Source organism: Candidatus Pelagibacter communis (assembly GCF_001180225.1).
Lineage (GTDB): Bacteria > Pseudomonadota > Alphaproteobacteria > Pelagibacterales > Pelagibacteraceae > Pelagibacter > Pelagibacter ubique_D.
Window position 1 is genome coordinate 173,514 of record NZ_CVST01000040.1, and the last position, 25,496, is coordinate 199,009.

At 28.6% G+C, this 25,496-nt stretch carries 27 protein-coding genes; 19 read left to right on the forward strand and 8 right to left on the reverse strand.

The features are described 5' to 3' along the window. Positions 1-6: 6 nt before the first annotated feature. A complete protein-coding gene (gene polA / locus AMN99_RS03645; RefSeq protein ID WP_075506478.1) occupies positions 7-2,781 on the reverse strand; it encodes a DNA polymerase I in 2,775 nt (924 codons plus the stop codon). Between the two features lie 111 nt (positions 2,782-2,892). On the opposite strand from polA, the gene AMN99_RS03650 reads away from it, so the two are divergent. Further along, positions 2,893-3,444, forward strand: a complete 552-nt coding sequence (locus tag AMN99_RS03650) for a biotin transporter BioY (protein WP_075506479.1) — start codon at positions 2,893-2,895, stop codon at positions 3,442-3,444. Here the strand turns inward: AMN99_RS03650 and AMN99_RS03655 are convergent. Next, positions 3,437-4,000 carry an ActR/PrrA/RegA family redox response regulator transcription factor gene (locus tag AMN99_RS03655; protein WP_075506503.1) on the reverse strand — a complete coding sequence of 188 codons (564 nt, stop codon included), beginning with the start codon at positions 3,998-4,000 and terminating at the stop codon, positions 3,437-3,439. The genes AMN99_RS03650 and AMN99_RS03655 overlap by 8 nt on opposite strands. Positions 4,001-4,165: 165 nt before the next feature. Between AMN99_RS03655 and AMN99_RS03660 the strand changes: the two genes are divergently transcribed. The 3 genes from AMN99_RS03660 to speB are packed head-to-tail and all read left to right on the forward strand — an operon-like array spanning position 4,166 to position 7,271. Further along, entirely contained in the window at positions 4,166-5,350 is a 1,185-nt protein-coding gene (locus AMN99_RS03660) for a type III PLP-dependent enzyme (protein WP_075506504.1), read from the forward strand. Beyond that, positions 5,350-6,393 carry a 1,9-bis(guanidino)-5-aza-nonane synthase gene (locus AMN99_RS03665; protein WP_075506480.1) on the forward strand — a complete coding sequence of 348 codons (1,044 nt, stop codon included), beginning with the start codon at positions 5,350-5,352 and terminating at the stop codon, positions 6,391-6,393. The genes AMN99_RS03660 and AMN99_RS03665 overlap by 1 nt, the downstream gene beginning before the upstream one ends. Positions 6,394-6,395: 2 nt before the next feature. Further along, positions 6,396-7,271 (forward strand): agmatinase, encoded by an 876-nt coding sequence (speB, locus tag AMN99_RS03670; protein ID WP_075506481.1) that lies wholly within the window; start codon positions 6,396-6,398, stop codon positions 7,269-7,271. Here speB and AMN99_RS03675 read toward each other — a convergent pair. Genes AMN99_RS03675 through AMN99_RS03690 form a run of 4 tightly spaced genes read right to left on the reverse strand, consistent with a single transcriptional unit; the run spans position 7,268 to position 10,800 of the window. Then, a complete protein-coding gene (locus AMN99_RS03675) occupies positions 7,268-7,822 on the reverse strand; it encodes a queuosine precursor transporter (RefSeq protein ID WP_075506482.1) in 555 nt (184 codons plus the stop codon). The two genes, speB and AMN99_RS03675, sit on opposite strands and share 4 nt — an antisense overlap. Then, positions 7,822-8,133 carry a 50S ribosomal protein L28 gene (gene rpmB / locus AMN99_RS03680; protein WP_075506505.1) on the reverse strand — a complete coding sequence of 104 codons (312 nt, stop codon included), beginning with the start codon at positions 8,131-8,133 and terminating at the stop codon, positions 7,822-7,824. Before rpmB ends, AMN99_RS03675 begins: the two co-directional genes overlap by 1 nt. 52 nt (positions 8,134-8,185) lie before the next feature. Continuing rightward, complete coding sequence (locus tag AMN99_RS03685) at positions 8,186-9,238, reverse strand: quinone-dependent dihydroorotate dehydrogenase (RefSeq protein WP_075506483.1); 1,053 nt, start codon at positions 9,236-9,238, stop codon at positions 8,186-8,188. Beyond that, positions 9,238-10,800: a lysine--tRNA ligase gene (locus tag AMN99_RS03690; protein WP_075506484.1), complete on the reverse strand. Its 1,563-nt coding sequence runs from the start codon at positions 10,798-10,800 to the stop codon at positions 9,238-9,240. The genes AMN99_RS03685 and AMN99_RS03690 overlap by 1 nt, the downstream gene beginning before the upstream one ends. 87 nt (positions 10,801-10,887) lie before the next feature. Between AMN99_RS03690 and AMN99_RS03695 the strand changes: the two genes are divergently transcribed. From AMN99_RS03695 to AMN99_RS03705, 3 genes are read left to right on the forward strand one after another with little or no spacing between them, the layout of a single operon-like run. After that, on the forward strand, positions 10,888-12,327 hold the full coding sequence (locus tag AMN99_RS03695; protein ID WP_075506485.1) for a TrkH family potassium uptake protein: 1,440 nt from the start codon (positions 10,888-10,890) through the stop codon (positions 12,325-12,327). A gap of 2 nt (positions 12,328-12,329) precedes the next feature. Then, a complete protein-coding gene (locus AMN99_RS03700; RefSeq protein WP_075506506.1) occupies positions 12,330-13,706 on the forward strand; it encodes an AmpG family muropeptide MFS transporter in 1,377 nt (458 codons plus the stop codon). Next, on the forward strand, positions 13,696-14,439 hold the full coding sequence (locus AMN99_RS03705; protein ID WP_075506486.1) for a C40 family peptidase: 744 nt from the start codon (positions 13,696-13,698) through the stop codon (positions 14,437-14,439). Before AMN99_RS03700 ends, AMN99_RS03705 begins: the two co-directional genes overlap by 11 nt. On the opposite strand, the gene AMN99_RS05625 is transcribed toward AMN99_RS03705, so the two are convergent. Beyond that, positions 14,436-15,332 carry a prephenate dehydrogenase gene (locus tag AMN99_RS05625; protein ID WP_082255149.1) on the reverse strand — a complete coding sequence of 299 codons (897 nt, stop codon included), beginning with the start codon at positions 15,330-15,332 and terminating at the stop codon, positions 14,436-14,438. The two genes, AMN99_RS03705 and AMN99_RS05625, sit on opposite strands and share 4 nt — an antisense overlap. Next, complete coding sequence (gene hisC, locus AMN99_RS05630) at positions 15,333-16,415, reverse strand: histidinol-phosphate transaminase (RefSeq protein WP_082255150.1); 1,083 nt, start codon at positions 16,413-16,415, stop codon at positions 15,333-15,335. A gap of 192 nt (positions 16,416-16,607) precedes the next feature. Between hisC and metX the strand changes: the two genes are divergently transcribed. From metX to AMN99_RS03770, 12 genes are all read left to right on the forward strand, one after another. Continuing rightward, positions 16,608-17,738 carry a homoserine O-acetyltransferase MetX gene (metX, locus tag AMN99_RS03715; RefSeq protein ID WP_075506487.1) on the forward strand — a complete coding sequence of 377 codons (1,131 nt, stop codon included), beginning with the start codon at positions 16,608-16,610 and terminating at the stop codon, positions 17,736-17,738. Then, entirely contained in the window at positions 17,728-18,324 is a 597-nt protein-coding gene (gene metW, locus AMN99_RS03720; RefSeq protein WP_075506488.1) for a methionine biosynthesis protein MetW, read from the forward strand. The genes metX and metW overlap by 11 nt, the downstream gene beginning before the upstream one ends. Further along, positions 18,325-19,044, forward strand: a complete 720-nt coding sequence (gloB, locus tag AMN99_RS03725; RefSeq protein ID WP_075506489.1) for a hydroxyacylglutathione hydrolase — start codon at positions 18,325-18,327, stop codon at positions 19,042-19,044. Between the two features lie 66 nt (positions 19,045-19,110). Continuing rightward, positions 19,111-19,509, forward strand: a complete 399-nt coding sequence (gene rplU / locus AMN99_RS03730; protein ID WP_075506490.1) for a 50S ribosomal protein L21 — start codon at positions 19,111-19,113, stop codon at positions 19,507-19,509. A gap of 14 nt (positions 19,510-19,523) precedes the next feature. Beyond that, a complete protein-coding gene (rpmA, locus tag AMN99_RS03735) occupies positions 19,524-19,778 on the forward strand; it encodes a 50S ribosomal protein L27 (RefSeq protein WP_075506491.1) in 255 nt (84 codons plus the stop codon). Positions 19,779-19,804: 26 nt separating this feature from the next. After that, entirely contained in the window at positions 19,805-20,788 is a 984-nt protein-coding gene (gene cgtA / locus AMN99_RS03740; RefSeq protein ID WP_075506492.1) for an Obg family GTPase CgtA, read from the forward strand. Continuing rightward, positions 20,778-21,884 (forward strand): glutamate 5-kinase, encoded by a 1,107-nt coding sequence (gene proB, locus AMN99_RS03745; RefSeq protein ID WP_075506493.1) that lies wholly within the window; start codon positions 20,778-20,780, stop codon positions 21,882-21,884. The genes cgtA and proB overlap by 11 nt, the downstream gene beginning before the upstream one ends. Beyond that, positions 21,885-23,135, forward strand: a complete 1,251-nt coding sequence (locus AMN99_RS03750) for a glutamate-5-semialdehyde dehydrogenase (RefSeq protein ID WP_075506494.1) — start codon at positions 21,885-21,887, stop codon at positions 23,133-23,135. Beyond that, the gene (gene nadD / locus AMN99_RS03755; protein WP_075506495.1) at positions 23,131-23,658 is read left to right on the forward strand and encodes a nicotinate (nicotinamide) nucleotide adenylyltransferase; all 528 of its coding nucleotides are present in this window, start codon (positions 23,131-23,133) and stop codon (positions 23,656-23,658) included. Before AMN99_RS03750 ends, nadD begins: the two co-directional genes overlap by 5 nt. A 17-nt stretch (positions 23,659-23,675) precedes the next feature. Then, on the forward strand, positions 23,676-24,026 hold the full coding sequence (gene rsfS / locus AMN99_RS03760) for a ribosome silencing factor (protein WP_075506496.1): 351 nt from the start codon (positions 23,676-23,678) through the stop codon (positions 24,024-24,026). Beyond that, positions 24,023-25,159, forward strand: a complete 1,137-nt coding sequence (locus tag AMN99_RS03765) for a S41 family peptidase (protein ID WP_075506497.1) — start codon at positions 24,023-24,025, stop codon at positions 25,157-25,159. The genes rsfS and AMN99_RS03765 overlap by 4 nt, the downstream gene beginning before the upstream one ends. Before the next feature lies 1 nt (position 25,160). After that, positions 25,161-25,496 (forward strand): RNA pyrophosphohydrolase (locus AMN99_RS03770; RefSeq protein WP_075506498.1); only part of this gene is annotated, 336 nt, incomplete at its 3' end.

Here is a 25,496-nt window from a genome sequence, read left to right on the forward strand (position 1 = left end):
ATATAATTAGTGAAGCATTCCCCAATTATCACCAACATTTACATCAACTGTTAAAGGGGTAGAAAAAGAATGATAATCACTTTGAGTAACACTTGTCATCTCATTCTGTATTAACTTGACCATAGCCTTTTCCTCTTTTTTTGGAACTTCAAAAATAAGCTCGTCATGTATTTGAAGAAGTATTTTTGATTTCAAATTTTTTTCTTCATTTAATTTTTTGTCTAATCTGATCATTGCTAATCTCATAACTTCAGATGCCGATCCTTGAATTGGAGCATTAATTGCTGCTCTCTCTTGAAAATTTCTTACATTAAAATTTTTATCATTTATTCCATTAAAATGAGATCTTCTTCCGAATATGTTATTTACATAACCACTTTTTCTACAAAAATTAATTGTGCTATCCATATAAAATTTAATTTCGGGAAATTTAGCAAAATAAGCATTAAGAAATTCTTCTGCTTCATAATTAGAAACATTTATTTGTTTGGCTAAACCATACTGAGAAATTCCATAAATTATTCCAAAGTTAATTGCTTTAGCCTTCCTTCTGTGGTCTTGATTTACCTTTTTGATATCAATATTAAATATTTGGCTAGCTGTTAATGAGTGAATATCCTCGTTATTTTTAAAAGCTTTTTTAAGTTCTTTAACATCTGCAAGATCTGCTAAAATTCTCATCTCAATTTGATTGTAGTCTGCTGATATCAATAAATGATCTTTTTTAGCCTTAAACGCTTTTCTTATATCTTTTCCATCTTCAGATTTAATTGGAATATTTTGCAGATTTGGATCACTTGAGGCCAATCTGCCTGTTGTTGTTGCTGCCAATAAAAAAGATGTATGAACCCTTTTTGTATTTGGATTAATATGCTCTGGCAAAGCGTCTGAGTAGGTATTTTTTAATTTTGAAACCTGTCTCCAATCTAATACTAATTTTGGAAATTCATGACCTTTGAAGGCTAAATCTTCTAAAACACTTGCGCTTGTTGCAAAACTTCCCTTTTTTGTTTTTTTTGTCCCTGCAATTTTAAGATCATTATAAATAATTTCTCCTAATTGTTTTGGTGAAGCAATGTTAAATTCTTTCTTTGAAATCTTGAAAACTTCTTTTTCAATTTTTTTAATTTTCTTATCAAATTTAGAGGAAAGAGAATTTAAAAATTTACTATCTACTTCAACACCTTCGATTTCCATGAATGCGAGTATTTTAATTAGTGGTTTTTCAAAAATCTCATAGATATTAAATAATTTTTCAGATTTTAAACTTTTGACAAATTTTTTATATAATCTGAAGGTAACGTCTGCATCTTCTGCTGCGTAATTTTTTGCTGTTTCTAATTCTACTTCACTAAAATTTATTTCTTTTTTGCCAGTACCAACAATTTCTTTAAATGAAATTGTTTTATGTCCAAGATGGATATCCGAAAGGGTGTCCATGTTATGTCTATTTTTTCCAGCATCTAAAACATAAGACATAAGCATAGTATCTTCCATTGATGAAAGTGAAATGCCAAGTTTGTAGAGAACTATAAAATCAAATTTAATATTTTGACCAATTTTTTTAACACTTGGATCCTCTAATAAATTTTTTAATTTATTGATAACACTATCTTTATTTAAACAATCCTGAGACTTATGACCAACTGGGATATAACAAGCTTTTCCAAATTTTGAACAAAGTGAAATTCCAACTAAATCAGCCTGATGAGGGTCTAACGAACTTGTCTCTGTATCGACAGCAACCTCCCCCGCTTCCTCTGCTTCTTCTATCCACTCATCAATTTCATCAATATCTTTAATTAGATGATAGTCTTTATTATTTATTGGTTTTTGTTTTTCAGTAGATTTTAAATTATTTTCAGATCCAGATAACTTTGGTTCACCATAAGCTGAAATTGCAGAACTTAATAATCTATTAAATTCCATTTCTCTTAAAAATTTATACAGTTTGTCTTTATCAACTTCTTTGAGTTTAAATTCTGTTAAGTTTTTATTTACAGGAGACTTGTTGTCTAGAGTCACAAGTTTTTTACTAATTAAAGCTTTATCTTTATTCTCTATTAAAGTTTCTCTTCTTTTGTTCTGTTTAATCTCATGGGCAGAGTCTAATAATTTTTCTAGAGTGCCATACTTATTAATTAATTCTGCGGCTGTTTTCACTCCTATTCCTGGAACACCAGGTACGTTGTCACTACTATCACCTGCTAAAGATTGGACATCTATAACTTTTGAAGCATCAACACCAAACTTTTTAATCACATCGTCCTCTGTGATAAATTTATTTTTCATGGGATCAAAAATTCGAACGCCTTTTTTATAAAGCTGCATTAAATCTTTGTCGGATGAAACGATTGTAACTTTAGCTCCTTTTTTAAGAATTTGATCAACATATGTGGCTATTAAATCGTCAGCTTCATAGTTAGGTAAATCCACAGAAGGTAAATTAAATGCTAAAACTGATTTTCTAATATATTCAAATTGAGGTGCCAAATCATCAGGGGCTTCAGATCGATTTGCTTTATAATCACTATAAATTTCATTTCTAAAGGTCTTTCTGGCTGAGTCAAAAATTACTGCAAAATGAGTTGGTTTTTGTAAATTTTGATCAGATTTTGAATCCTCTAATAATTTAAACAACATGCTACAAAATCCACTAACAGCACCTGTAGGTAGCCCATCACTTTTTCTAGTTAATGGTGGTAAGGCATAATAAGCTCTAAAAATATAACCAGAGCCATCAATTAAATAAAAATGATCTGTTTTTTGTATTTTATTCATGAGGATTAACAAATATTACATTGCTAACAATTTCTGTATATAAAAAAATAAAATTAAATCTTAAGACTAATATAGCTAGATTATTTTTTATATTTTGAGTATTATTTTAATATGGAACTTACAAAAAACTTAACACAAACAAAAATCATAAAATCTTTATTAGCAGTAATTCTAGGTTCAATTGCTTTAACTATTTCTGCAAAAATTAAGATTCCATTTTATCCAGTTCCAATGACAATGCAGACATTTGTTGTGTTATTCTTAGGTGTAAGCTTAGGTTATAAAATTGGTTTAGCTTCTGTAGGTTTGTATTTGTTAGAGGGTATTGCAGGATTACCAGTATTTTCAAATTCCCCAGAAAAAGGAGTTGGTATAGTCTATTTTACTGGTCCAACGATGGGATATTTAATTGGTTTCTTAACTGCTTGTTATTTAGCATCAAAAATTAATACAAAAGATAGTTTAATAAATATTTTAACTAAATTAGTTATTGCAACCTCTACGATTTATATCTTGGGTTTAATATGGCTAGGTACTTTGATTGGTTGGGATAAACCAATATTCTCACTAGGTGCAAAACCTTTTTTATTAGCAGAATTATTTAAAATTGTTATTTTAGCTTTAGTTGCTAAACAAATAATTAAAATTAGAAATATTATCTAGGAGATCTTTTAGATAGAATTCTTTGAAGAGTTCTTCTATGCATCTTCAATCTTCGAGCTGTTTCGGAAACATTCCTATTACATAATTCAAATACTCTATGGATATGTTCCCATTTAACTCTATCAGCTGACATTGGATTTTCTGGTGGTGCTGCTTTTTTAGCTGGATCTGCCAACAATGCTTTTTCTACATCTTCTGCATCTGCTGGTTTTGCTAAGTAATCAATTGCACCTTCTTTAATTGCTGCAACTGCTGTGGGAATATTTCCATAACCAGTTAGCATTATAATTCGGCTATCATTATTTGAAGATTGAATTTCCTTAACAACCTCAAGACCATTGCCATCTCCAAGTCTTAAGTCTACTACTGCAAAACCTGGTTTTTTACTTTTAACAGATTCAATACCTTTTTTTACACTCTCAGCTTGAAAAACTTCAAAGCCCTTTTTTTCCATTGCTCTTGCAAGTCTTTCTCTAAAAGGATTATCGTCATCTGCAATTAGAAGTGATTTATTTTCAAAATCACTTAAATTTTGTAATTTGGCTTCGTTTTTCATAACCAACATATGGGGTCTAAATCTAATATTACAATACATGAAAAATATGCATATCAGGCTTGAATTATTTACTTTACATTACCTACGTTTACTTTATATGCCTCAAATTATTAAAGTTTTATTAAAAACTTTTTTTTATTAAATTTTTTTTTGGAGGCATATGAAATGCAAAAATTTAAGTCAGTTGAAGAACTTATAAATCAGCTGAAACCTGAAAAACCTGTTTATTGTATTAGGAAGAAATCCATAGAGTCTTCGGTTAAATTTTTCTTAGATAAATTCCCTGGAAAAATATTATATGCAGTCAAAACAAACCCACATCCTGAAGTTATTCAAACTATTTTAAATAATGGTGTAAACCAATTTGATGTTGCCTCGATAGAGGAAATTAAGGCCATAAGAAAAATAACTCAAAATGCAAAATGTTCTTACATGCATACAATAAAAAGTAGAGAAAGTATAAAAGAGGCCTATTTTAATTATGGTGTAAAAACTTTCTCATTAGATACAAAAGAAGAGTTAATTAAAATTATTGAAAGCACAAATAATGCAAAAGATTTAGAATTATTTGTAAGAGTTGCTGTTTCAAATGAGCATGCTGAAATTGATTTATCTAAAAAATTTGGAGCACTAACATCTGAAGCTGTGGGATTGCTAAGATTAGTAAAACAATACGCAAAAAAAATTGGATTAAGTTTCCATGTTGGATCACAGTGTATGCACCCAATTTCATACGCCAAAGGTATAAATGAGATTGGAAATATAATTAAAAAAACAAAAATAATCCCTGATACAATAAATGTTGGTGGTGGATTTCCAACAATTTATCCAGATTTAATTCCTCAATCATTAGATGAATACTTCAATGAAATTAAAAAAAGTTTATCTAATTTAAAATTAGAAAAGTTGCCAGAGATAATTTGTGAACCAGGAAGAGCATTGGTTGCAGAAAGTGGTTCAACAATTGTTAAAGTTAATTTAAGAAAAAAACAAAAACTTTATATAAACGATGGAACATATGGAACTCTATTTGATGCAGGAACACCTAACATAGTTTATCCATCTAAAATGATCAAAGAAAATTCAAATAAAATAATTTCAAAAAAATTGACTGCTTTTGATTTCTTCGGTCCTACTTGCGATAGCATGGATTATATGAAAGGACCTTTTTTATTACCAAATAATATTAAGGAAAATGATTACATAGAGCTTGGTCAACTTGGAGCATATGGATTAACTTTTAGAACACAATTCAACGGTTACTATTCAGATGAAATTTATGAAGTTGAAGATAAACCGATAATGTCAATGTATGAAAAAGACGTTAACAGCGCTCATATGGTTGCTTAATGTCAGACCAAAAAAATCCAGGACATAACAGTAAAAGAGATTTTTTAAAAAATCCTGTCGAACATATAGATATTACTTCATTTGACTCTAGAACAATTATTTCTTCAATGGAGAAAATGTCATTTGTATCTAGAGAAACTGCAAATGCAGCGAACATTTACAACGAAATGCTTAAAGATAAGGAGTGTACAATTTTTCTTACTTTAGCAGGATCAACATCTGCAGCAGGATGTATGAATATTTATAAAGATCTTGTTAAATACAATATGGTTGATGCAATTGTAGCAACAGGGGCATCAATTGTAGATATGGATTTTTTTGAAGCTCTTGGATTTAAACATTATCAAGGATCTCAATTTCAAGATGATACTGAATTAAGAGACAACTATATTGATAGAATTTACGACACATATATCGACGAAGAAGAGCTTCAAATGTGTGATAAAATTATTTGCGAAATAGCAGATACTTTAGAACCAAGAAGTTATACTTCGAGAGAGTTTATTTCAGAAATGGGAAAATATCTAAAAAAAAATTCAAAAAAGAAAGATTCTTTAATTGAAACAGCATACGATAATAATGTTCCAATTTTTTGTCCAGCTTTCACAGACTCAAGCGCAGGCTTTGGTCTTGTAATGCACCAAGAAAAAAATCCAAAAAAACATATGACCATAGACTCTGTTAGAGAGTTTAGAGAACTAACTGAAATTAAAATCAAATCAAAAGGTTCTGGTTTATTTATGATTGGTGGAGGAGTTCCTAAAAATTTTATTCAAGACACTGTTATTTGTGCTGAGCTTCTTGGTAAAAATGTAGATATGCATAAATATGCTGTACAAATTACAGTTGCTGATAGTAGAGATGGTGCATGTAGTAGTTCTACTTTAAAAGAAGCAAGTTCTTGGGGTAAAGTGGATATTACGAAAGAACAAATGGTATTTGCTGAAGCAACAAGTGTATTGCCATTAATAGCTAGCGATGCTTACCATAAAGGTGAGTGGAAAAATAGAGAACGAAAAAACTTCTCAAAATTATTTATATAAAATTGAAATATTTATCAAACAAACATGGTTTCTTAGGAATTGATAATACATTCAACTTCAAAGAAAAAGTAGTAGTCGTTCCATTTGGACTTGAAAAAACAGTTAGTTATGGCGGTGGAACAAAAAATGGACCAAAAGAAATTATCAAAGCTTCTCACCAAGTTGAACTTTATGATGAGGAACTAAATTGCGAACCTTACAAAAAAATAGGTATCAAGACATTAAAACCATTTAAAATTGATAAAAATATCAAATTAGCACTTAATAAAATTTCTAAAATCAATGGGGAAATTTTAGATAAAAAACTATTTCCAATGACTTTTGGTGGTGAACATTCAATTACACCAGGATGCATTGTTCCTTTTACAAAAAAATATAAAAATATTTGTCTTTTACATTTCGATGCGCACGCAGATTTACGTGAAAGTTATAATGGTGAAAAATTTTCACATGCATCAGCAATAAGAAGATGTTTAGATTATAAAAATGTATCTTTAATTTCTTTTGGAATTAGAAATATATCAGAAAGTGAGATTCCATTTTTAAAAAAAAATTCAAATAGAATAGATATCTTTTGGGCAAAAGATAAAAAAAAATGGAATTTAAATAAATTTAAAAAATTAATAAAAAATAAGACTGTTTACTTAACGTTTGATGTAGACGGATTAGATTCAAGTATTATGCCTGCTACCGGAACACCTGAACCAGGCGGATTGTTGTGGGACGAGACATTAGAGATAATTAGAATTGCAGCAAAAAATTCAAATATAGTTGGAGCTGACATTAATGAACTTTCTCCAATTAAAGGATTCAACTCCTATAATTTTCTTGTTGCTAAATTAGCTTATAAAATTTTATCTTATAAATTTTTATATTAGACTTTAATTGGCTTAAATATTTTTAATAACATTCTAAATGGTATTAACATTATTAGTGCTACTAGCAACTTAACACCTAAATCACCTAAGGACAAAGTTACCCAAGGAACTCCTGTTCGATAAAATGATATTGAGAAAAATAAAAAAGTATCAATAGTTGAACCAATTAATGATGAAGTTAGAGGTGCAACAAACCACTGTTTTTTTCTTAAACGATCAAATATTTGAATATCTAGCAATTGGGCTGTAAGGAAAGCAACTCCAGATCCAACTGCAATTCTAATGGATATTAAATCATCGAAGTTTGTTGAAAAAAATAAAGTAAAAATAATTCCTATAAAAAAACCAAAATAAACTATTTTTCTTGCAATTATCTTTCCATAAGATCTATTTGCTAAATCAGTTATCAAAAAAGCTACTGGATAACTAAAAGCTCCATAAGTAAGAATTTCATTTAATCCATAATAATTTATTGGAAATTGAACAAGATAGTTTGAAGATAAAACAACCACACCCATCATTAAAGATAGGCTGATAAAAAATTTATTCATTAAGCAGATTTAGCTACTGGCTTTTTTTTATATGGTGATTTTAATAAAATAACTTTTTTAAGTTTTTTTAATCTTGGTGATATATTTTTGTTTTTTACAGTTTTTAAGAATTCGTCAAAACTTCCTTTTTTGTCAACTGATCTTACTCCTGAATTGCTAACTGTTAGTTTTAAACTTCTTCCAGCAAGCTCACTTGTAAATTTTACTTTTTTTAAATTAGGTAAAAATCTTCTTTTAGTCTTATTGTTAGCATGACTAACATTATGACCCTTCATAGGAATTTTACCAGTTAGTTCACATTTTTTTGACATAATTTCACTGCCTATATAAGGGGAGATATTAAAGGCGTCAAGTTTATTAAAATTAAGAAAGAGTTTTATTTCCAACGATTTCTGAAATATTTTTCACTCCATCTCTTAGAAGTAATTCTTTTAGCTCTTTTTTAATGTTTGCAGCAATGTTAGGTCCTTGAAACACCATCCCGGTATATAACTGAATATAATCTGCCCCCAACAAAAATTTATCATGTGCAGACTTTCCAGAGTCAATTCCTCCTACCCCAATAATTTTAATTCTACCATTTAGTAGTTTAAAGAATTGATTAATAAGTAAATTTGATTTTTGTTCAATTGGCTTTCCTGACAAGCCTCCTTTTTGGTGTCGTTGAATATTTTTTAAATCATCTCTAGTGCTTTCTGATGTATTTGAAATAATTATTGCAGATATATCATTTTCAAAAAGAATCTCTGATATTAATTCTATTTGCTTTAAATGAATATCTGGAGAAATTTTAACTGCAATTGGAATATTTGTTTTCAGTTCATTTTTCTTATCTTTAATTGATTTTAATAATTCTTTTAATTTATTTTCATCATGAAAATTTCTTAAATTTTCGGTATTTGGAGATGAAATATTAATTGTAATATAATCAGCAACTTCATGAAATTTTTCTAATCCAATTAAATAATCATTCAATCGATTATCAGAGTCTTTATTTGGTCCAACATTTACTCCAAGTACTCCATTTTTTTTATTTGATTTTATTCTATTTAAAATAGTTTCAGATCCTTGATTGTTAAATCCCAATCTATTAATTAATGCTTGATCTTCAACCAATCTAAATACTCTTGGCTTTTCATTGCCATATTGTTTTAAAGGAGTAACAGTTCCAACTTCAACAAAACCAAATCCTAATTTAAATAAAGGATTGTAAACCTCTGCATTTTTATCAAAACCAGCTGCTATTCCTATTGGATTACTTAAATCTTTACCAAATATTTGTGTTTTGAAAATTGGATCATTTTTATTTTCATCAAATACATTTGATACTAAATTAAATTTTAAAGATTGAATTGCTAGAGTATGAGCTTTTTCTGGATCTAATTTGAAAATTAAAGATCTTAAATTTGAATACATTATTTGAGTTTACTCATTATAAGGTCTTTTGTTTCATTAACACCAAAAAAACTTATAAAAAATCCCATTCTTGGTCCATTTTCATCACCAAAAACCACCTCATAAATAAGTTTAAACCAATCTCTTAAATTTTCAGCATAACCATTTTCTTTTCCAGTAGAATAAATCAAAGTTTGGATTTCCTCTGGTGGCATCTGATCATTGCATTTTTCTAAAGTTGAAATTAAAGCTTTAAGAGCTTTTTTTTCATCTTCAGAAGGTGTTTTGTATTTTTTTTGAGACTTAATTACATCATTAAAATATTTAATTGCGTATCCTACTAATCCATCAAAAATTGGAAAGTTAGTTTCTTGAATATTTGGTTTGTATTTTTTTACAAATTTCCATAACAAATCTTTACTATCTGCATTACTTGTTTCTACTAGGTTCAATAACATTGAAAAACTCATAATCATATCTTCTTTTGGAATACTCCCATTGTGGACATGCCACACTGGATTCATTACTAATTGCTGCTCAGTCTGCTTTTTAGATTTTTCAATATTATCCAAATATTCATCTACTGCTTTTGGAACTATTTCTTTATAAAGTTTTTTAGCTCTTTTTGGATTTTGATACATATATAGTGATAAACTTTCTGGTGAAGCATACTTCAACCATTGATCAATAGTTATTCCATTACCTTTAGATTTTGAAATTTTCTCACCCTTTTCATCTAGAAAAAGTTCATATGCAAATCCTGATGGATTCTTTTTACCCAATAAATTAATGATTTTTGTAGATAAAATTGCACTTTCAATCAAATCCTTGCCATACATTTCAAAATCAATGTCTAAAGCAAACCATCTCATTGCCCAATCTACTTTCCACTGTAATTTACAATTACCATCTAAAATACTACTCTCTAATTTTTTACCTTTATTATCGAATATTATTTTAGAATTAGACTGATCAATTTCTATTACAGGTATCTCCAAAACATGACCAGTATCAGGACATACTGGTAAAAAAGGACTGTATGTTTTTTGTCTTTCTTTTCCAAGTGTTGGTAAAATAACATTCATTATTCCTTCATAATTTTCTAAAATGATTTTCAAAGTAGGATTAAAAAATCCTGCCTTGTACAAAGATGTGGAACTTTTAAAATTATATTTAAAATTAAAACTGTTTAAAAAATCCTTTAGCATTTCATTATTATGTTCTCCAAAACTATTAAATTTTTGGAAAGGATCAGGTACTTGCGTTAAAGGTTTGTGAAGGTTTTGTTGCAACAATTCTTGGTTAGGAACATTATCTGGAACTTTTCTTAAGCCATCCATGTCATCTGAAAATGTAATAATTTCTGTTGGTAAATCTGTGAGTTGATTAAGTGCATTGACCATCATTGAAGTTCGTGCAACTTCTCCGAAAGTTCCTATATGAGGTAATCCACTTGGACCATATCCTGTTTGGAGAGTAATCTTACCTTTTTTTTCAATAAAAGCTTTTCTTTCACGAAGCATTTTTTTAGCTTCTACAAAAGGCCAAGCACTTGTCTTTTCTAGAACATCTTTTTTAATCATGAATTGCTCTTTTTAACCTTAAACCAGTGATTATATTTATTCTTATAGAGTTGAAATTTATTTACCATAAAATATTGTTCTTTCAAAATGTCTAATTACAAAACTGTTTTTTTTACGCTTGGAATTCTGCAAATAATATTGGGTGTATCAATGTTCATCCCAATTATAGTACAATTCTTTTACTCAGAGATAGACTCATCTTTCTTTGGCTCATCTATTGTAACCATAATCTTTGGAACTTTATTTTTTTTATCAAATTTAGATCACGATAAAAAACTTAATCTACAACAAGCTTTCTTATTAACTGCCCTATCTTGGATTAGTATTGCAGTATTTGGATCTTTACCGTTTGTATTCTCTAGTATTGAACTTTCAATTACAGACTCTTTTTTTGAAAGTATGTCAGGAATTACTACAACTGGATCTACAATAATCTCAGATTTAGAGAACGCACCAAAGGGTCTTCTTTTATGGAGAGCTATTTTACAATGGCTAGGTGGAATTGGAATAATTGTAATGGCGATTACTTTAATGCCTATAATGAATGTTGGAGGTATGCAATTATTTAAAATTTCAAGTAATGACTCTTCAGAAAAAATACTCCCTAAGTCAAAAGAAATAGCACTTAGATTAATTTATATTTACTCAGGATTAACAGGCCTTTGCGCAATCACTTATTGGATATTTGGTATGGGTAAATTTGACAGCTTAACCCACTCAATGACTACAATTGCTACTGGAGGCTTTTCTAACTACAACGAGTCAATTGGATACTTTAATAGTTTACCAATTGAGATTTCATCAATGTTTTTTATTATATTGGGAAGTATTCCTTTTATTGCTTACATTAAATTTATAAGTGGAAACAAAAAAATTTTTTTAAATGATATTCAAATCAAAACTTTTTTAAAAATTATAATATTCACTGTTATAATTTTATCTATTTACTTATTATTTTCTAACCAAGAAAACTTTAGTTTAAGATCAATATTTTTTAATACTATATCAATCCTGAGTGGTACTGGTTATGTAAACGCAGAATTTGATAAATGGGGCAGTTTTCCTATAACCCTGTTTCTTGCACTGATGTTTATAGGTGGATGTGCGGGTTCTACAGCTTGTGGTGTAAAAATATTTAGAATTCAAATTCTTTATCTATTTATTCTGAACCAATTAAAAAAAATAATTTATACTAAAGGGGTATTTGTAATTAAGTATGATCAAAGTGCAGTTGATGAAAAGTTTATAGCTTCAATTATTTCATTTATTTATTTTTATATCGTAATATTTTTTATTCTTACTGCATTGTTATCATTAACTGGTTTAGATTTTATTACAGCTATCTCGGGTGCCGCTACATCTATTTCAAATGTTGGACCTGGTCTTGGTCCAATAATTGGCCCCAATGGAGATTTTTCTTCATTACCAGATCTTTCTAAATGGATTTTAACAGTTGGTATGATTTTGGGTAGACTTGAGCTATTTGCAATATTAGTGTTATTTTTACCATCATTTTGGAAAAATTAATTATGTCTGAAATAAATAAAACATCCTGGTTAGAATCGATTTCAGTTTACAAAGATATTCGGATGTTAAGAATTTTATTACTTGGTGCAATCAGTGGATTTCCATGGGTCTTGATTGCTAGTAGTTTAAGTCTTTGGTTAAAAGAAGAAGGATTAAGTAGATCTACTATTGGATGGGCAGGACTTATTTTTGGGGTTTATGCTTTTAATTATCTTTGGGCACCTATTATAGATAGAATTCAAATTCCTTTCCTAACTAAAAAATTAGGTCACCGAAGAGGTTGGATTGTTTTAATGCAATTAGTAATTCTATTAAGTTTACTAGTTTGGAGTATTATAAATCCTACAGAAAATTTAGCGTTGATAATTACAGTTGGGTTAATCATCGCTATAGCATCAGCAACTCAAGATATAACGGTAGATGCATTAAGAATTGAACAAATTAATGAAAATGAGGGAAAATCAATGGCAGCAGGTGCTGCAATGGCTGTAGTTGGTTGGTGGACAGGTTACAAATTAGGTGGTGTAGTTGCTTTATTTACTGCAGAGTTTTTTGAAAATATTGGTATCCAAGATTACTGGCAAGCAACTTTTTTAATATTAGGTATTTTAATTATTTTAATGAATATTGCTCTGATGTTTGTTCATGAGCCAGTAGAAACTGATAGACAATCAAAGCAAAAAGAAACTGATAATTTAATTAAAGGTAAACTAGGATCTAATAATATTATTACGACTTTTGTTGCCTATATAACTGGAACAATTGGTGGGCCCATTATTAGCTTCTTTAAAAAAAATGGTTTTGCCATAGCTGCAGGAATTTTAGGATTTGTCTTTTTGTTTAAAATTGGAGAAGCATTCATGGGTAGAATGTCGATTGTATTTTATAAAGAAATAGGCTTTTCAAAAGGACAAATAGCAATCTATTCAAAAGGATTAGGTTGGATCACAACTGTCGTATTTACTTTAATTGGTGGTGTAATGGCCATGAGGACTGGAACTATAAAAACTATGTTCTTTGCTGGAGGTTTAATGGCGGTTACAAATCTGTTATTTGCTGTCTTGGCATGGACTGGTAAATCTGAACTATTATTTGCAATAGCAGTTATTGCTGACGATATTACTGCAGCTTTTGCAACTGTAGCATTTGTAGCATTTATATCTTTACTGGTTGATCGAACATATACAGCAACACAATACGCATTACTTGCATCTATAGGAACTGCTGGGAGGACAACTTTAGCATCATCATCAGGAGCTTTAGTAGATTGGTTAAACGGAGATTGGGGAACATTTTTTGTCTTAACAACTATTATGGTTATTCCTTCACTAATATGCCTATGGATGATAAAAAATAAAATTAAAATTGGTGCAAAATAAATTTTATTTTACAGGTAGTTTTTCTAATATTTATAAGAAATCCTCTAAATTTTCAGAAGTAACCTCACAAATATTATATGGAGAGAAATTTAAAATTTTATCTAAAACTAAAAATTGGATAAAAATAAAATCTAGTTTTGATAATTATACTGGGTACATTCAAAATAAAAATTATTCAAAAGAATTTAAAGCTAATTATAAGGTAAGTAGTTTAAAAGCAAATATCTATAAAAAACCAAATTTAAAAACTAATACTTTTCTGTCTTTTGGATCAAAGTTGTCAGTTAAAGAAACTAATAAAAATTTTGCCAGAATTGATAAAAATAAATGGATTAAAAAAAAAGATATAAAAAATATAAATTATAAAGACAAAAACTTCATTAAAGTTTTTAAAAAATTTTTGAATATAAAATATATCTGGGGTGGAAAAAGTTACGGGGGAATAGATTGCTCAGCCCTATTACAAATATTTTACTATTATAATAATAAGTTTTTTCCTCGAGATACCAAAGATCAAATTAAATATTTAAAAGGAAACATAAAAAGAAATTATCAAAAGGGAGATATCATTTTTTGGAAAGGGCATGTCGCAATGTGTTTAAATTCCAAGCAATTAATACATGCATATGGACCTGAAAAGAAAGTATTGATCATGCCTATAATTAAGACAATTAGAAGAATTGAAAATACAGCAAAACTTAAAGTTAAAAAAATAGCTAAAATTAAAATTTAGCTTCTTCCAAAATCTGGCTTATTAATATCTTGTTTGAGTTTGATTATTTTTGATCTGACTTTTTTAGTTTGAATAAGCTTGTTAATAATCGATTTATTATTTTTTGAATTAATATCAGATTTAAATGATTTTAAATTTTTAATAAATAAATCAATAGCATTTGAAATATTTTTATTGTTATTGAAAAAAATATCTCGCCACATAATCTCATTAGAAGCTGCTATTCTTGAAAAATCTCTTAGTCCTCCTGCGCTATATTTGATTAAATTATAGCTTTGTTTTTTCTCAAAATCTTGAGCCGACTTAACTAAATTATATGCAATTAAGTGAGGTAAATGACTAGTTATTGAAAAAATTTTGTCATGTTTTTCTGGTGACATGATTGTTACTTTTGATCCAATCTTCTCCCAAAATTTTTTCAGAAAATTTAAATTTTTTTTAATTGTATTTTTTTCTTTAATTAAAATACACCATCTACCCTCGAACATGCTACTCTTTCCGTGCTGTGGTCCACTTACTTCAGAACCAGCAATTGGGTGACTAGAAGTCCATGCAATTCCTTTTTTTAAAAATTTTTTTATTATTTTTGATGATTCAATTTTTGAAGAACCGACATCAGTAATTAATGTGTTAGGAGAAATATAATTATTTATTTTCATAATAATATTTTTGTATTCACTCATAGGTGTACAAAAAATAATAAAATTAGATTTTGTTACAGCTTCTTTTAATGAACTAACTACTTTTCCAGGTAATTTAAGATTTTTAATTCTTGATATATTCTTTTTTGACTTTTCATAAATATATACCTTATTTGCCAATTTATTTTTGTGTATAGATCTTAAAACTGAAGATCCAAGTAAACCACACCCTATGATTAAAATATTTTTCATTTAATTAAAAATCTTTCTCACTGCATTCATGAATATTAAATTTTCTCTAGATGAGCCAATAGTTAATCTCAATTTGTTTTTAATATGATAACCATCTTCAGTAGATCTTAATATAATTCCTTTATTTTTTAATTTTTGGTAAAGAAAATTTGCTGAATATTTACAGTCATCAAAATTTAATAATAAAAAATTTGCTGATACAGCGTTTGAAAAAATATTATATTTTTCGAGAAATTTTTTTAGTCTATTTGCATAATTTAAATTATGTCTAATAGACTTTTGAATGAATTTCTTATCCTTCAAAGATTCTGCGGCCGCAACTTGAGCCAAACCATTTACATTAAAAGGTGGTTTAATTACATTTAACGCTCTAATTATTTGTTTCGATCCATATCCCCAGCCAATTCTTAATGAGGCCAAGCCAAACATTTTAGAAAATGTTCGCAATATAAATACGTTGTCTTTGTTTTTAAATAATTCTAAACCAGAGCTGTAATCATCATTTTTCATATATTCTGAGTACGCATCATCAATTACTAATAAAATATTTCTATTCAACGTTCTTCTAAGTTCTAATGTCTCTTTTTTAGTTAAATATGTTCCTGTTGGATTGTTTGGATTTGCAATAAAAACTATTTTGGTTTTCTTAGATACTTTTTTCAATATTTCTTCAATTGAAACTTTAAAATTATTTTCTTTTGCAAATACAACTTTTGCACCAACAATTTTTGCATAAATCCTGTACATTAAAAAACTATATTGAGGAACAATCACCTCATCATTTGGATGTAGATATAATTGACATAACATTTGAATTACCTCATCAGAACCTGCTCCACATACAATTTTATCGAAATTACATTTATATGCTTTAGATATTGCCATTTTAAGATTAGTAGATTTTCCATCTGGATATTTATCTAATACTAAATTTTTTTGAGATATTACTTTTTTTGCTAACGGGCTCATCCCTAAAGCAGACTCATTAGCTGACAATTTAATAACCTTATTAATTTTGTTAATTTTAGATTTGCCAGGCTTATAAGCTTCTATGTTAAATTTTTTAAATTTAGGTGTGCTCATTTTTTTTATTTTTATGAGCTCTTTATAGATAAAAAAACAAATATTTATATAGAATATGATCTTATTTTAAAAAATTGACATAAATTACAAGTTCTTGTACAAAATTTATGCGCTGATTTAACTGAATTGCGAGCGCTTAAAAAAAACCGCTAAAATAGTTTTTTTTCTCACAATTCATCTAAAGGCCTTAAAATGAATACAGAAAAAAATATTAAGACATTAATTATAAAGAAACCTCTTAAATTGGATTGTGGTAAAACTATAAACAATTTTCCAATTGCATTCGAAACTTATGGGTCTTTAAATGAGAATAAAGACAATGCTATATTAGTATTTCATGCACTAACTGGAGATCAATTTGTAACTGGTTTAAATCCTGTTACTAAAAAAGACGGTTGGTGGAGTTTTGCTGTAGGTCCAGACAAAGCAATAGATACCAATAAATATTTTGTTATTTGTTCAAATGTAATTGGTGGATGTATGGGATCTTATGGACCAAGCCATAAAGATCCTGAAACACAGAAAACTTTTGGAACTGATTTTCCAGTTATAACAATTAATGACATGGTGAATGCACAATATAATTTACTTGAACACTTTGGAATTGATAAACTATTTGCAATTACCGGAGGTTCAATGGGAGGCATGCAAGTTCTTCAATTTATCAGCAACTTTCCTGATAAAGCTAAAACTGTTATACCCATTGCTACAACTTCAAGTCATTCGGCACAGAATATTGCTTTCAATGAACTAGGAAGACAGGCAATCACTGCTGACAGCGATTGGAAAGATGGAAATTATGAAGCTAATAACACCAACCCAGGTAAAGGGCTTGCTGTTGCAAGAATGGCAGCTCATATAACTTATCTCTCAAAAAAAGGTTTACAGGAAAAGTTTGGTAGAAAATTGCAAGAAAGAGAAGATTTGAAATTTGGTTTTGATGCAGATTTTCAAATTGAGAGTTATTTGAGATACCAAGGATCTGTATTTGTAGATAGATTTGATGCAAACAGCTACCTCTACATAACTAGGGCAATGGATTATTTTGATTTAGTTAAACAATTTAATGGGAATTTGTCTGATGCATTTAAAAAAACAAAAGCTAAATTTTTTGTAATTTCTTTTACTTCTGATTGGCTTTATCCAACCCAAGAAAATAAAGATATTGTTATAGCTTTGAATTCTATTGGAGCAGATGTTGGTTTTGTAGAAATTGTATCTGATAAAGGTCACGACTCTTTTTTATTAGATGTTCCTGATTTTTTAAACGCACTAAAGAATTTCTTAGACAAATCTTATACAGAGTTAAACAATGAAAAATGAATTTAAAGTAATATCAGATTTAATTGAAGATAATAAAAAAGTTCTAGATGTAGGTTGTGCAGATGGAACTTTGATGCAATTTTTAAAAGAAAATAAAAATATAAATGTAAGAGGACTAGAAATTTCTAAGGAAAAAGTACAAGAATGTATTGCAAAAGGATTAACTGTAATAGAAGGTAACGCAGAGAAAGACTTAAAACAATTTCCTGATAAATCGTTTGACTATGTGGTATTGAGTCAAACACTCCAAGCATTTTTAAGCCCTGAAATTGTTTTAGATGAACTTTTAAGAGTTGGAAAAAAAGCAATTGTAACAATACCAAATTTTGGTAATTGGCAAGTTAGATTGCATCTACTATTTAAGGGGACAATGCCAATAACAAAATCTTTGCCAGAGCAATGGCATAGTACACCTAATTTGCATATGTGCACAATTAAAGATTTTGTAAATTTTGTAAAATTTAAAGAAATTAAAATGATAAAAACTTTAGCTTTAAATAGTAACAACACTTCAAACATAACAACTAATAATTTAGGAACTAAAAATTTATTTGCTGATCTTGGAATATTTTTAATAGAAAAATAAATGAAAGTTGAAATTATACCGTGCCTACAAGATAATTATAGTTATTTAATTATTGATAATGAAAAACAGGAAGCATGTGTTGTTGATCCAAGTGAAGCTAAACCAATAATCAATTACTTAAACGATAAAAATATTAAATTAAAATATATCTTAAATACTCATCATCATTATGATCATGTTGGGGGTAATACTGAATTAAAAAAAAAATTTGGATCTGTTGTTTTGGGATTTAATGGAGATGCAAAAAGGATACCAGAGATTGATATCTTGTTAAAAGATAACGAAATTTGGAATAGTGGAAATTTTAAAGCTAAAATTATTCATATCCCTGGACACACAACAGGACATATTTGTTTTTATTTTTTTGAAGAAAACTTACTATTCACTGGAGATACTCTCTTCTCACTTGGATGTGGTAGAATTTTTGAGGGTACATATGAACAAATGTATAACTCTTTAAATAAATTAAAATCTTTACCTAAAGAAACAAAAATCTATTGTGGCCATGAATATACTTTAAATAATTCAAAATTCTGCTTGGAACATGATTCTGAAAACTCCTCTTTGTTAAAGAAAATAGAATTTATAAAACAACAAAGAAATAATAATTTGCCTACTATTCCATCAACCTTACAAGATGAAATTGATTGTAATATTTTTTTAAGAGCTAATGACCTAAAATCCTTTTCAAAATTAAGGGATTTAAAGGATAATTTCTAACTAATTCAGCTTGACTATAGGCTTCCGGTAACTATATTGCGGTTACTTAAATTTAATATTCATACTATGTCATACGCAGTAATAAAAACAGGTGGTAAACAGTACAAAGTTAAATCTGGTGAAATATTAAAAATTGAAAAATTACCAGATTCAAAGCCTGAGACTAAGATAGAATTTAATGAAATCCTAGCATATGGGGATGATAAAAATATTGAGGTTGGAACTCCTAATATTGAAGGTGCTAAGGTAGAAGCAGATTTAATTAAAAATAGTAAAAATAGAACAATTCTAATTTTCAAAAAAAGAAGAAGACAAAATTCAAGAAGAAAAAATGGACACAGACAACAATTTTCTTTGATAAGAATTAACAAAATTTTTTCAAAAGATGGTAAAGTATTATCTGAAGCTGAAAAAATTAAACCAGCTCCCAAAAAAGAGGAAGTTAAGGAAGCTGCAAGCAAATAGTTATTAGGTAAATTATGGCAACAAAAAAAGCAGGTGGATCATCGAGAAACGGACGAGATAGTGCTGGTCGAAGACTTGGTGTTAAAAAATACGGTGGAGAAACTGTAATACCTGGAAATATAATTGTTAGACAAAGAGGAACAAAAATTTTTCCTGGCGAAAATGTTGGAATGGGAAAAGATCATTCAATTTTTTCTGTTATCAAAGGTAAAGTTGTATTCAAAAAATCTAAATTAGATAGAACTTACGTTTCAGTAAAACCCAATTAATAGTACAACCAAGAAAATGTTGTATTATGAAATTTCTCGATCAAGTTAAAATTTATATTAAGGCTGGAAACGGCGGTGACGGTTCACCAAGTTTTAGAAGAGAAAAGTATGTTGAGTTTGGAGGACCTGATGGAGGCGATGGAGGCAGAGGTGGCTCTATCATTTTAAAATCAGAAGAAAACTTAAACACTTTAATTGATTACAGATATCAACAACATCATAAAGCTCAACGTGGAGAGAATGGTTCTGGTCAAAATCGAACAGGTAAAAGTGGTGAGGATTTGGTTTTAAAAGTTCCTCTTGGAACCCAAGTATTTGAAGAAGATAACAAAACTCTATTATTTGATTTTAACAAAAAAGGAGAAGAGTACATTGCAGCTAATGGTGGCAAAGGTGGTTTGGGAAATACTAGATTTAAAAGCTCTACAAACAGAGCTCCAAGAAAATTTACGAAAGGAACTTTGGGAGAAGAGTTTACAATTTGGTTACAACTTAAAACAATAGCTGATATTGGAATTATTGGATTACCTAACGCAGGAAAATCAAGTTTGTTAGCAGCACTTACAAACGCAAATCCTAAAATTGCTAATTATAAATTTACAACAATTAATCCTAACTTGGGTGTTGCTAGCTATGATGATAAAGAAATCACAATAGCTGATATACCAGGATTAGTAGAAGGTGCCCATGAAGGTGTTGGACTTGGGATACAGTTTTTAAAACATATAGAAAGATGCAAATCTTTATTACATTTAATTGATATTACTAATCTTGATCTTAAGGAATCTTATGATCAGGTTAAAAATGAACTTAAAAATTACAGTTCTAAAATGCTTGAAAAGAGAGAATTAATTGTATTTAACAAAATAGATTTAATTGATGAAGACACAGCTAAAGATGTAATTGATGATTTCTCTAAGGATAAAAATTGTGAGATAATGACAATGACAACTTTAAATAAAGAGTCGGTTTCAAAAATTAAGGCAAAATTATTATCCTATGTATCTTAAAAACTCGAAAATTATTGTTATTAAAATTGGTTCATCTTTATTAGTTGATGAAAATAAAAAAATTAGAAAAAAATGGCTTTCAAGCTTTGCGGGGGACATCAAAAAACTAAAAGATAAAAATCAAAAAGTAGTCATTGTTAGTTCAGGTGCTATCGCTCTTGGATGTAAAAAAATGAATTTTAACAAAAAAAATATTAAGTTAGATAAAAGTCAAGCAATTGCCTCTATTGGACAAATTGAACTAATGAATTTATTCTCTCAGACCTTCTCAAAATTCAAATTAAATATTTCACAAATTTTGCTAACTCTAGAAGATACAGAGGAGCGAAGAAGATCCTTAAATGCCAAAAGAACATTCGAAAATTTATTCGAACTTGGATTTATCCCAGTTGTTAATGAGAATGATACAATTGCAACAACTGAAATAAAATATGGAGATAATGATAGATTGGCATCTAGAGTAGCTCAAATTACAAACGCCGATACATTAATTTTACTTTCAGATGTAGATGGCCTTTTTACAAAAAATCCAAAAGTAAATAAAGACGCTAAACTAATAAAAATAGTAAATGATATAAACAAAGACTTAAAAGAAATTAATATCAAAGGAATTAATGAATATGGAAGTGGAGGAATGCAAACAAAAATTGAAGCTGCTAAAATTTGTCAATTAGCTGGCAGCAGTATGATTATTGCAAACGGACTGTATTCAAATCCTATTTCAAAAATTATTGAAAAAAATAATTGTACATGGTTCAGCCCAAAGGTCTCTAAACTTCATGCTAGAAAAAAATGGATAATTAGCTCAATTGCACCTAAAGGAAATATTGTAATTGATGATGGAGCCAAAAAAGCGTTAAAGCTTGGAAAAAGTTTACTAGCTGCAGGTATTAAAAATGTATCAGGAAGATTTAACAAAGGTGATCATATAAAAGTTTTAGATAAAAAAAATAATGAATGTGCTAGGGGTTTAAGTTCTTTTTCTTCTGATGAAGTAAAAAAAATTATGGGACACCATTCGAATGAAATTCAAAAATTACTTGGGTATGTTGCAAAATCTGAAGTTATTCATAAAGATGATATGGTAGAAGTATAAATGAATAATTATATGAATTTAATCGGTAAAAGAGCAAGAAAAGCAAGTCAATATAAAATAGACACAAAAGTTAAAAATAGTGTTTTAGCCTCCTATGCCAAAATGCTTAACGAAAACAAAGGTTTAATAATTAAAGAAAATACTAAAGATATTAATTACGCAAAAAAAATAGGATTAAAAGAAAATTTAATTAATAGACTTCATTTAAATGAGAAAAAAATAAACGACATCAGAAATTCTATTATTAGTATTATTAAATTTAAAGATCCCATTAATCATGTTCTAGAAAAGTGGAAAAGACCTAATGGATTAAATATTAGTAGAGTATCAATTCCAATCGGAGTTATTGGCGTAATTTATGAAAGTAGGCCAAATGTTACATCAGATGTTGCAGGTTTATGTTTCAAATCAGGTAATGCAGTAATCTTAAGAGGAGGTTCTGAGGCAATCAATTCAAATAGAATTTTATCAAAACTTTTTAGAAAAGCGCTCAAAAAAAATAAAGTAGATGAAAACTTTATACAATTTATAGACTCTAAAAACAGAAAGATGGTTGATGTAATGCTTTCCAAAATGAAAGAATATATTGATGTTATAATCCCACGTGGTGGAAAAAATCTTGTAAGAAAAGTTCAAGAACTTTCTAAGGTTCCTATAATTGGTCATCTTGAGGGTATTTGTCATACATATGTCGACAAAGACGCTGAATTAAAGATGGCAAATAGAGTTGTTACTAACGCAAAATTAAGAAACACCAGCATATGTGGAGCGACCGAAACCATTATTCTACATAAAAATATTGTTAAAAAATTTAGCAATACAATCCTGGGTAATTTAGAAAAAAATGGTTGTAAAATTTATGGAGAAAAGACTTTGGCTAAATTTTATAAAGGTAAAATTTTTAAAGCTACTGAAAAAGATTGGTCTACAGAATATTTAAGCTCAGCAGTTTCAGTTAAAATAGTAAACAACCTCGATGAAGCTATTAATCATATTAATAAGTATGGAACAATGCATACAGATTCAATAATTACAAAAAACAAAAAAACAGCTAATCAATTTCTAAAAGAAGTCAAAAGCTCTATTGCTATGCATAACACTTCAACTCAATTTGCAGATGGAGGTGAATTTGGGTTTGGAGGAGAAGTTGGAATTTCTACCAATGTACTACCACCGAGAGGGCCTGTAGGACTTAATCAACTTGTTTCATACAAGTATCAAATTACAAGTAACGGTAAAATAAGAAATTAATTTGAAATCAAATAAGACAAAAATAGGAATTTTAGGAGGATCATTTGATCCTGCTCATAAAGGTCATCTAGCAATTTCAAAAGAAGCAAAAAAAAGATTTGAGCTTAAAAACATTATTTGGGCAATCACAAAAAAAAATCCATTTAAAAACCAGAGCAAAACCTCAGTTACTAAAAGAATAAAATTCTGTAAAAAAATTATTGGTAAAAATTCATTTATAAAAGTGAGATTTTACGAAAATAAAATTAATTCAAATAAAACAATCGATTTAATTAATCATTTGAAAAAAAATAAAAATATTGAAATCTATTTTTTAATGGGAGCAGATAACTTAATAAATTTTCACAAATGGTATAAATCAAAATCTATTTCACAAAAGTGTAATATTTTAGTTTTCGATAGACATGGCTATAAAAAAAACTCATTAAAATCAAAGACATTTAGGGCTCTCGGTAATACCACCCTCAAATTCATAGAGTTTAATAAAGTCAACATTTCATCTTCTCAATTAAGAAAAATTTGATAGTCTAAATTTAATTAATGGATAAAATTTCAGATCTCAAAGAAATTGTAATCACCACATTAGATCTTAACAAAGCTGAAGACATAGTAACTATTGATCTAAAAGATAAAAGTTCGATGGCAGATTATATGATAATAGCAAGCGGTACATCATCTAGACATATACAGTCTTTATCTGAACAAGTGTTAGAAAAGCTTAAAGATAATGGAATTAAAGACTCTAAAATTGAAGGTAAAGAAAGTGGTGAATGGAAATTAGTAGACGGTATAGATCTAATCGTTCATATTTTTCATCCAGAGAAAAGAAAATTTTATGAATTAGAAAAAATCTGGTCAGAATTTATTCCTAAAGAAAAAGTAATGATATGAAAATAATTAAATATTACTCAATTATTTTTTTATCATTTTTTTATTTAAGTTCAGCAAACTCTTCTGAAGTAGATATTTACAAAAAGATAGATTTATTTGGCGAGGTTTTAGAAAAAATAAATAGAGAATATATTGATGAGATCAATCAATCTGAAAGCATGGACTCTGCTATCAATGGCTTACTTCAATCTTTAGACCCTTATTCCTCTTATATGTCTCCTGAAATTCTGGAGGAAATGCAAACTGAAACTAGCGGTGAATTTGGCGGCCTTGGAATTGAGGTAAGTATGGAAGCAGGAGTTGTTAAAGTTATTTCACCTATTGACGACACACCAGCATCAAAAGCTGGATTAAAAGCTGGTGATTACATTGTGAAAATTAATGATACCCAAGTTCAAGGGAAATCCCTAAGTGAAGCTGTTGATTTAATGCGAGGCCCAGTGGGTTCAAGTATAGAATTAACAGTTAGACGAAGAGGAGAAAAAAAAGCACTAACATTTAATATCACTAGAGAGATAATTGAAATTCAATCAGTTAAGTCAGAGTTATTAGAAGAAAATATCGGCTATATTAGATTAACTTCATTTAATGAAAACAGTAGTGATCAAATAGAAAAACAAATAAAGAAATTAAAGAAAAATAAAAATCTTAATTCATTTATTTTGGATTTAAGAAATAATCCAGGTGGATTACTAAACCAAGCAATAAGAATATCTGATTTCTTTTTAGAAAATGGTGAAATTGTCTCCACTAAAAGTAGAAAAAAATCTGATAATAGAAAATGGTTTGCAAAAAAAGGAGACATAACTGACGGAAAAACATTATTAGTACTGATAAATTATGGATCAGCTTCAGCATCAGAAATTGTTGCAGGAGCTTTAAAAGATCACAAAAGAGCAATTGTTGTAGGTGAAAACAGTTATGGCAAAGGTTCAGTTCAATCTATTATTCCTCTTAAAAATAGAGGCGCAATACGATTAACTGTTGCAAAATATTATCTTCCATCTGGAAAATCTATATCTGAGGTTGGTGTACGTCCAGACATTGAAGTGAATGAAGAAGGTGATAATTTTAAAATAAGAACTGAAACTGATAATCAGTTAAATTACGCAATTAAATTACTCAACGGATAAAATGAAAAAAGATTTACATAATCTTCCACTAAGAAGTGGAGTTGGAATTGTTGTGTTAAATAATGATAACAAAGTATTTGTTGCCAAAAGAATAGATAACCCCAAAAATTTTTGGCAAATGCCCCAAGGCGGTGTGGATGAAGGTGAGGATTTTTTAAAAGCCGCTTACAGAGAACTTGAAGAAGAAACCAGTATTAAAAATGTTGAATTAATAAAAGAATTAGATGGAACTATAACTTATGAACTTCCAGATAGATTGCTTGGTTTGATTTGGAAAGGAAAGTACAGAGGTCAAAAACAAAAATGGTTTTTAATGAGATTTGTTGGGTCAGATAGT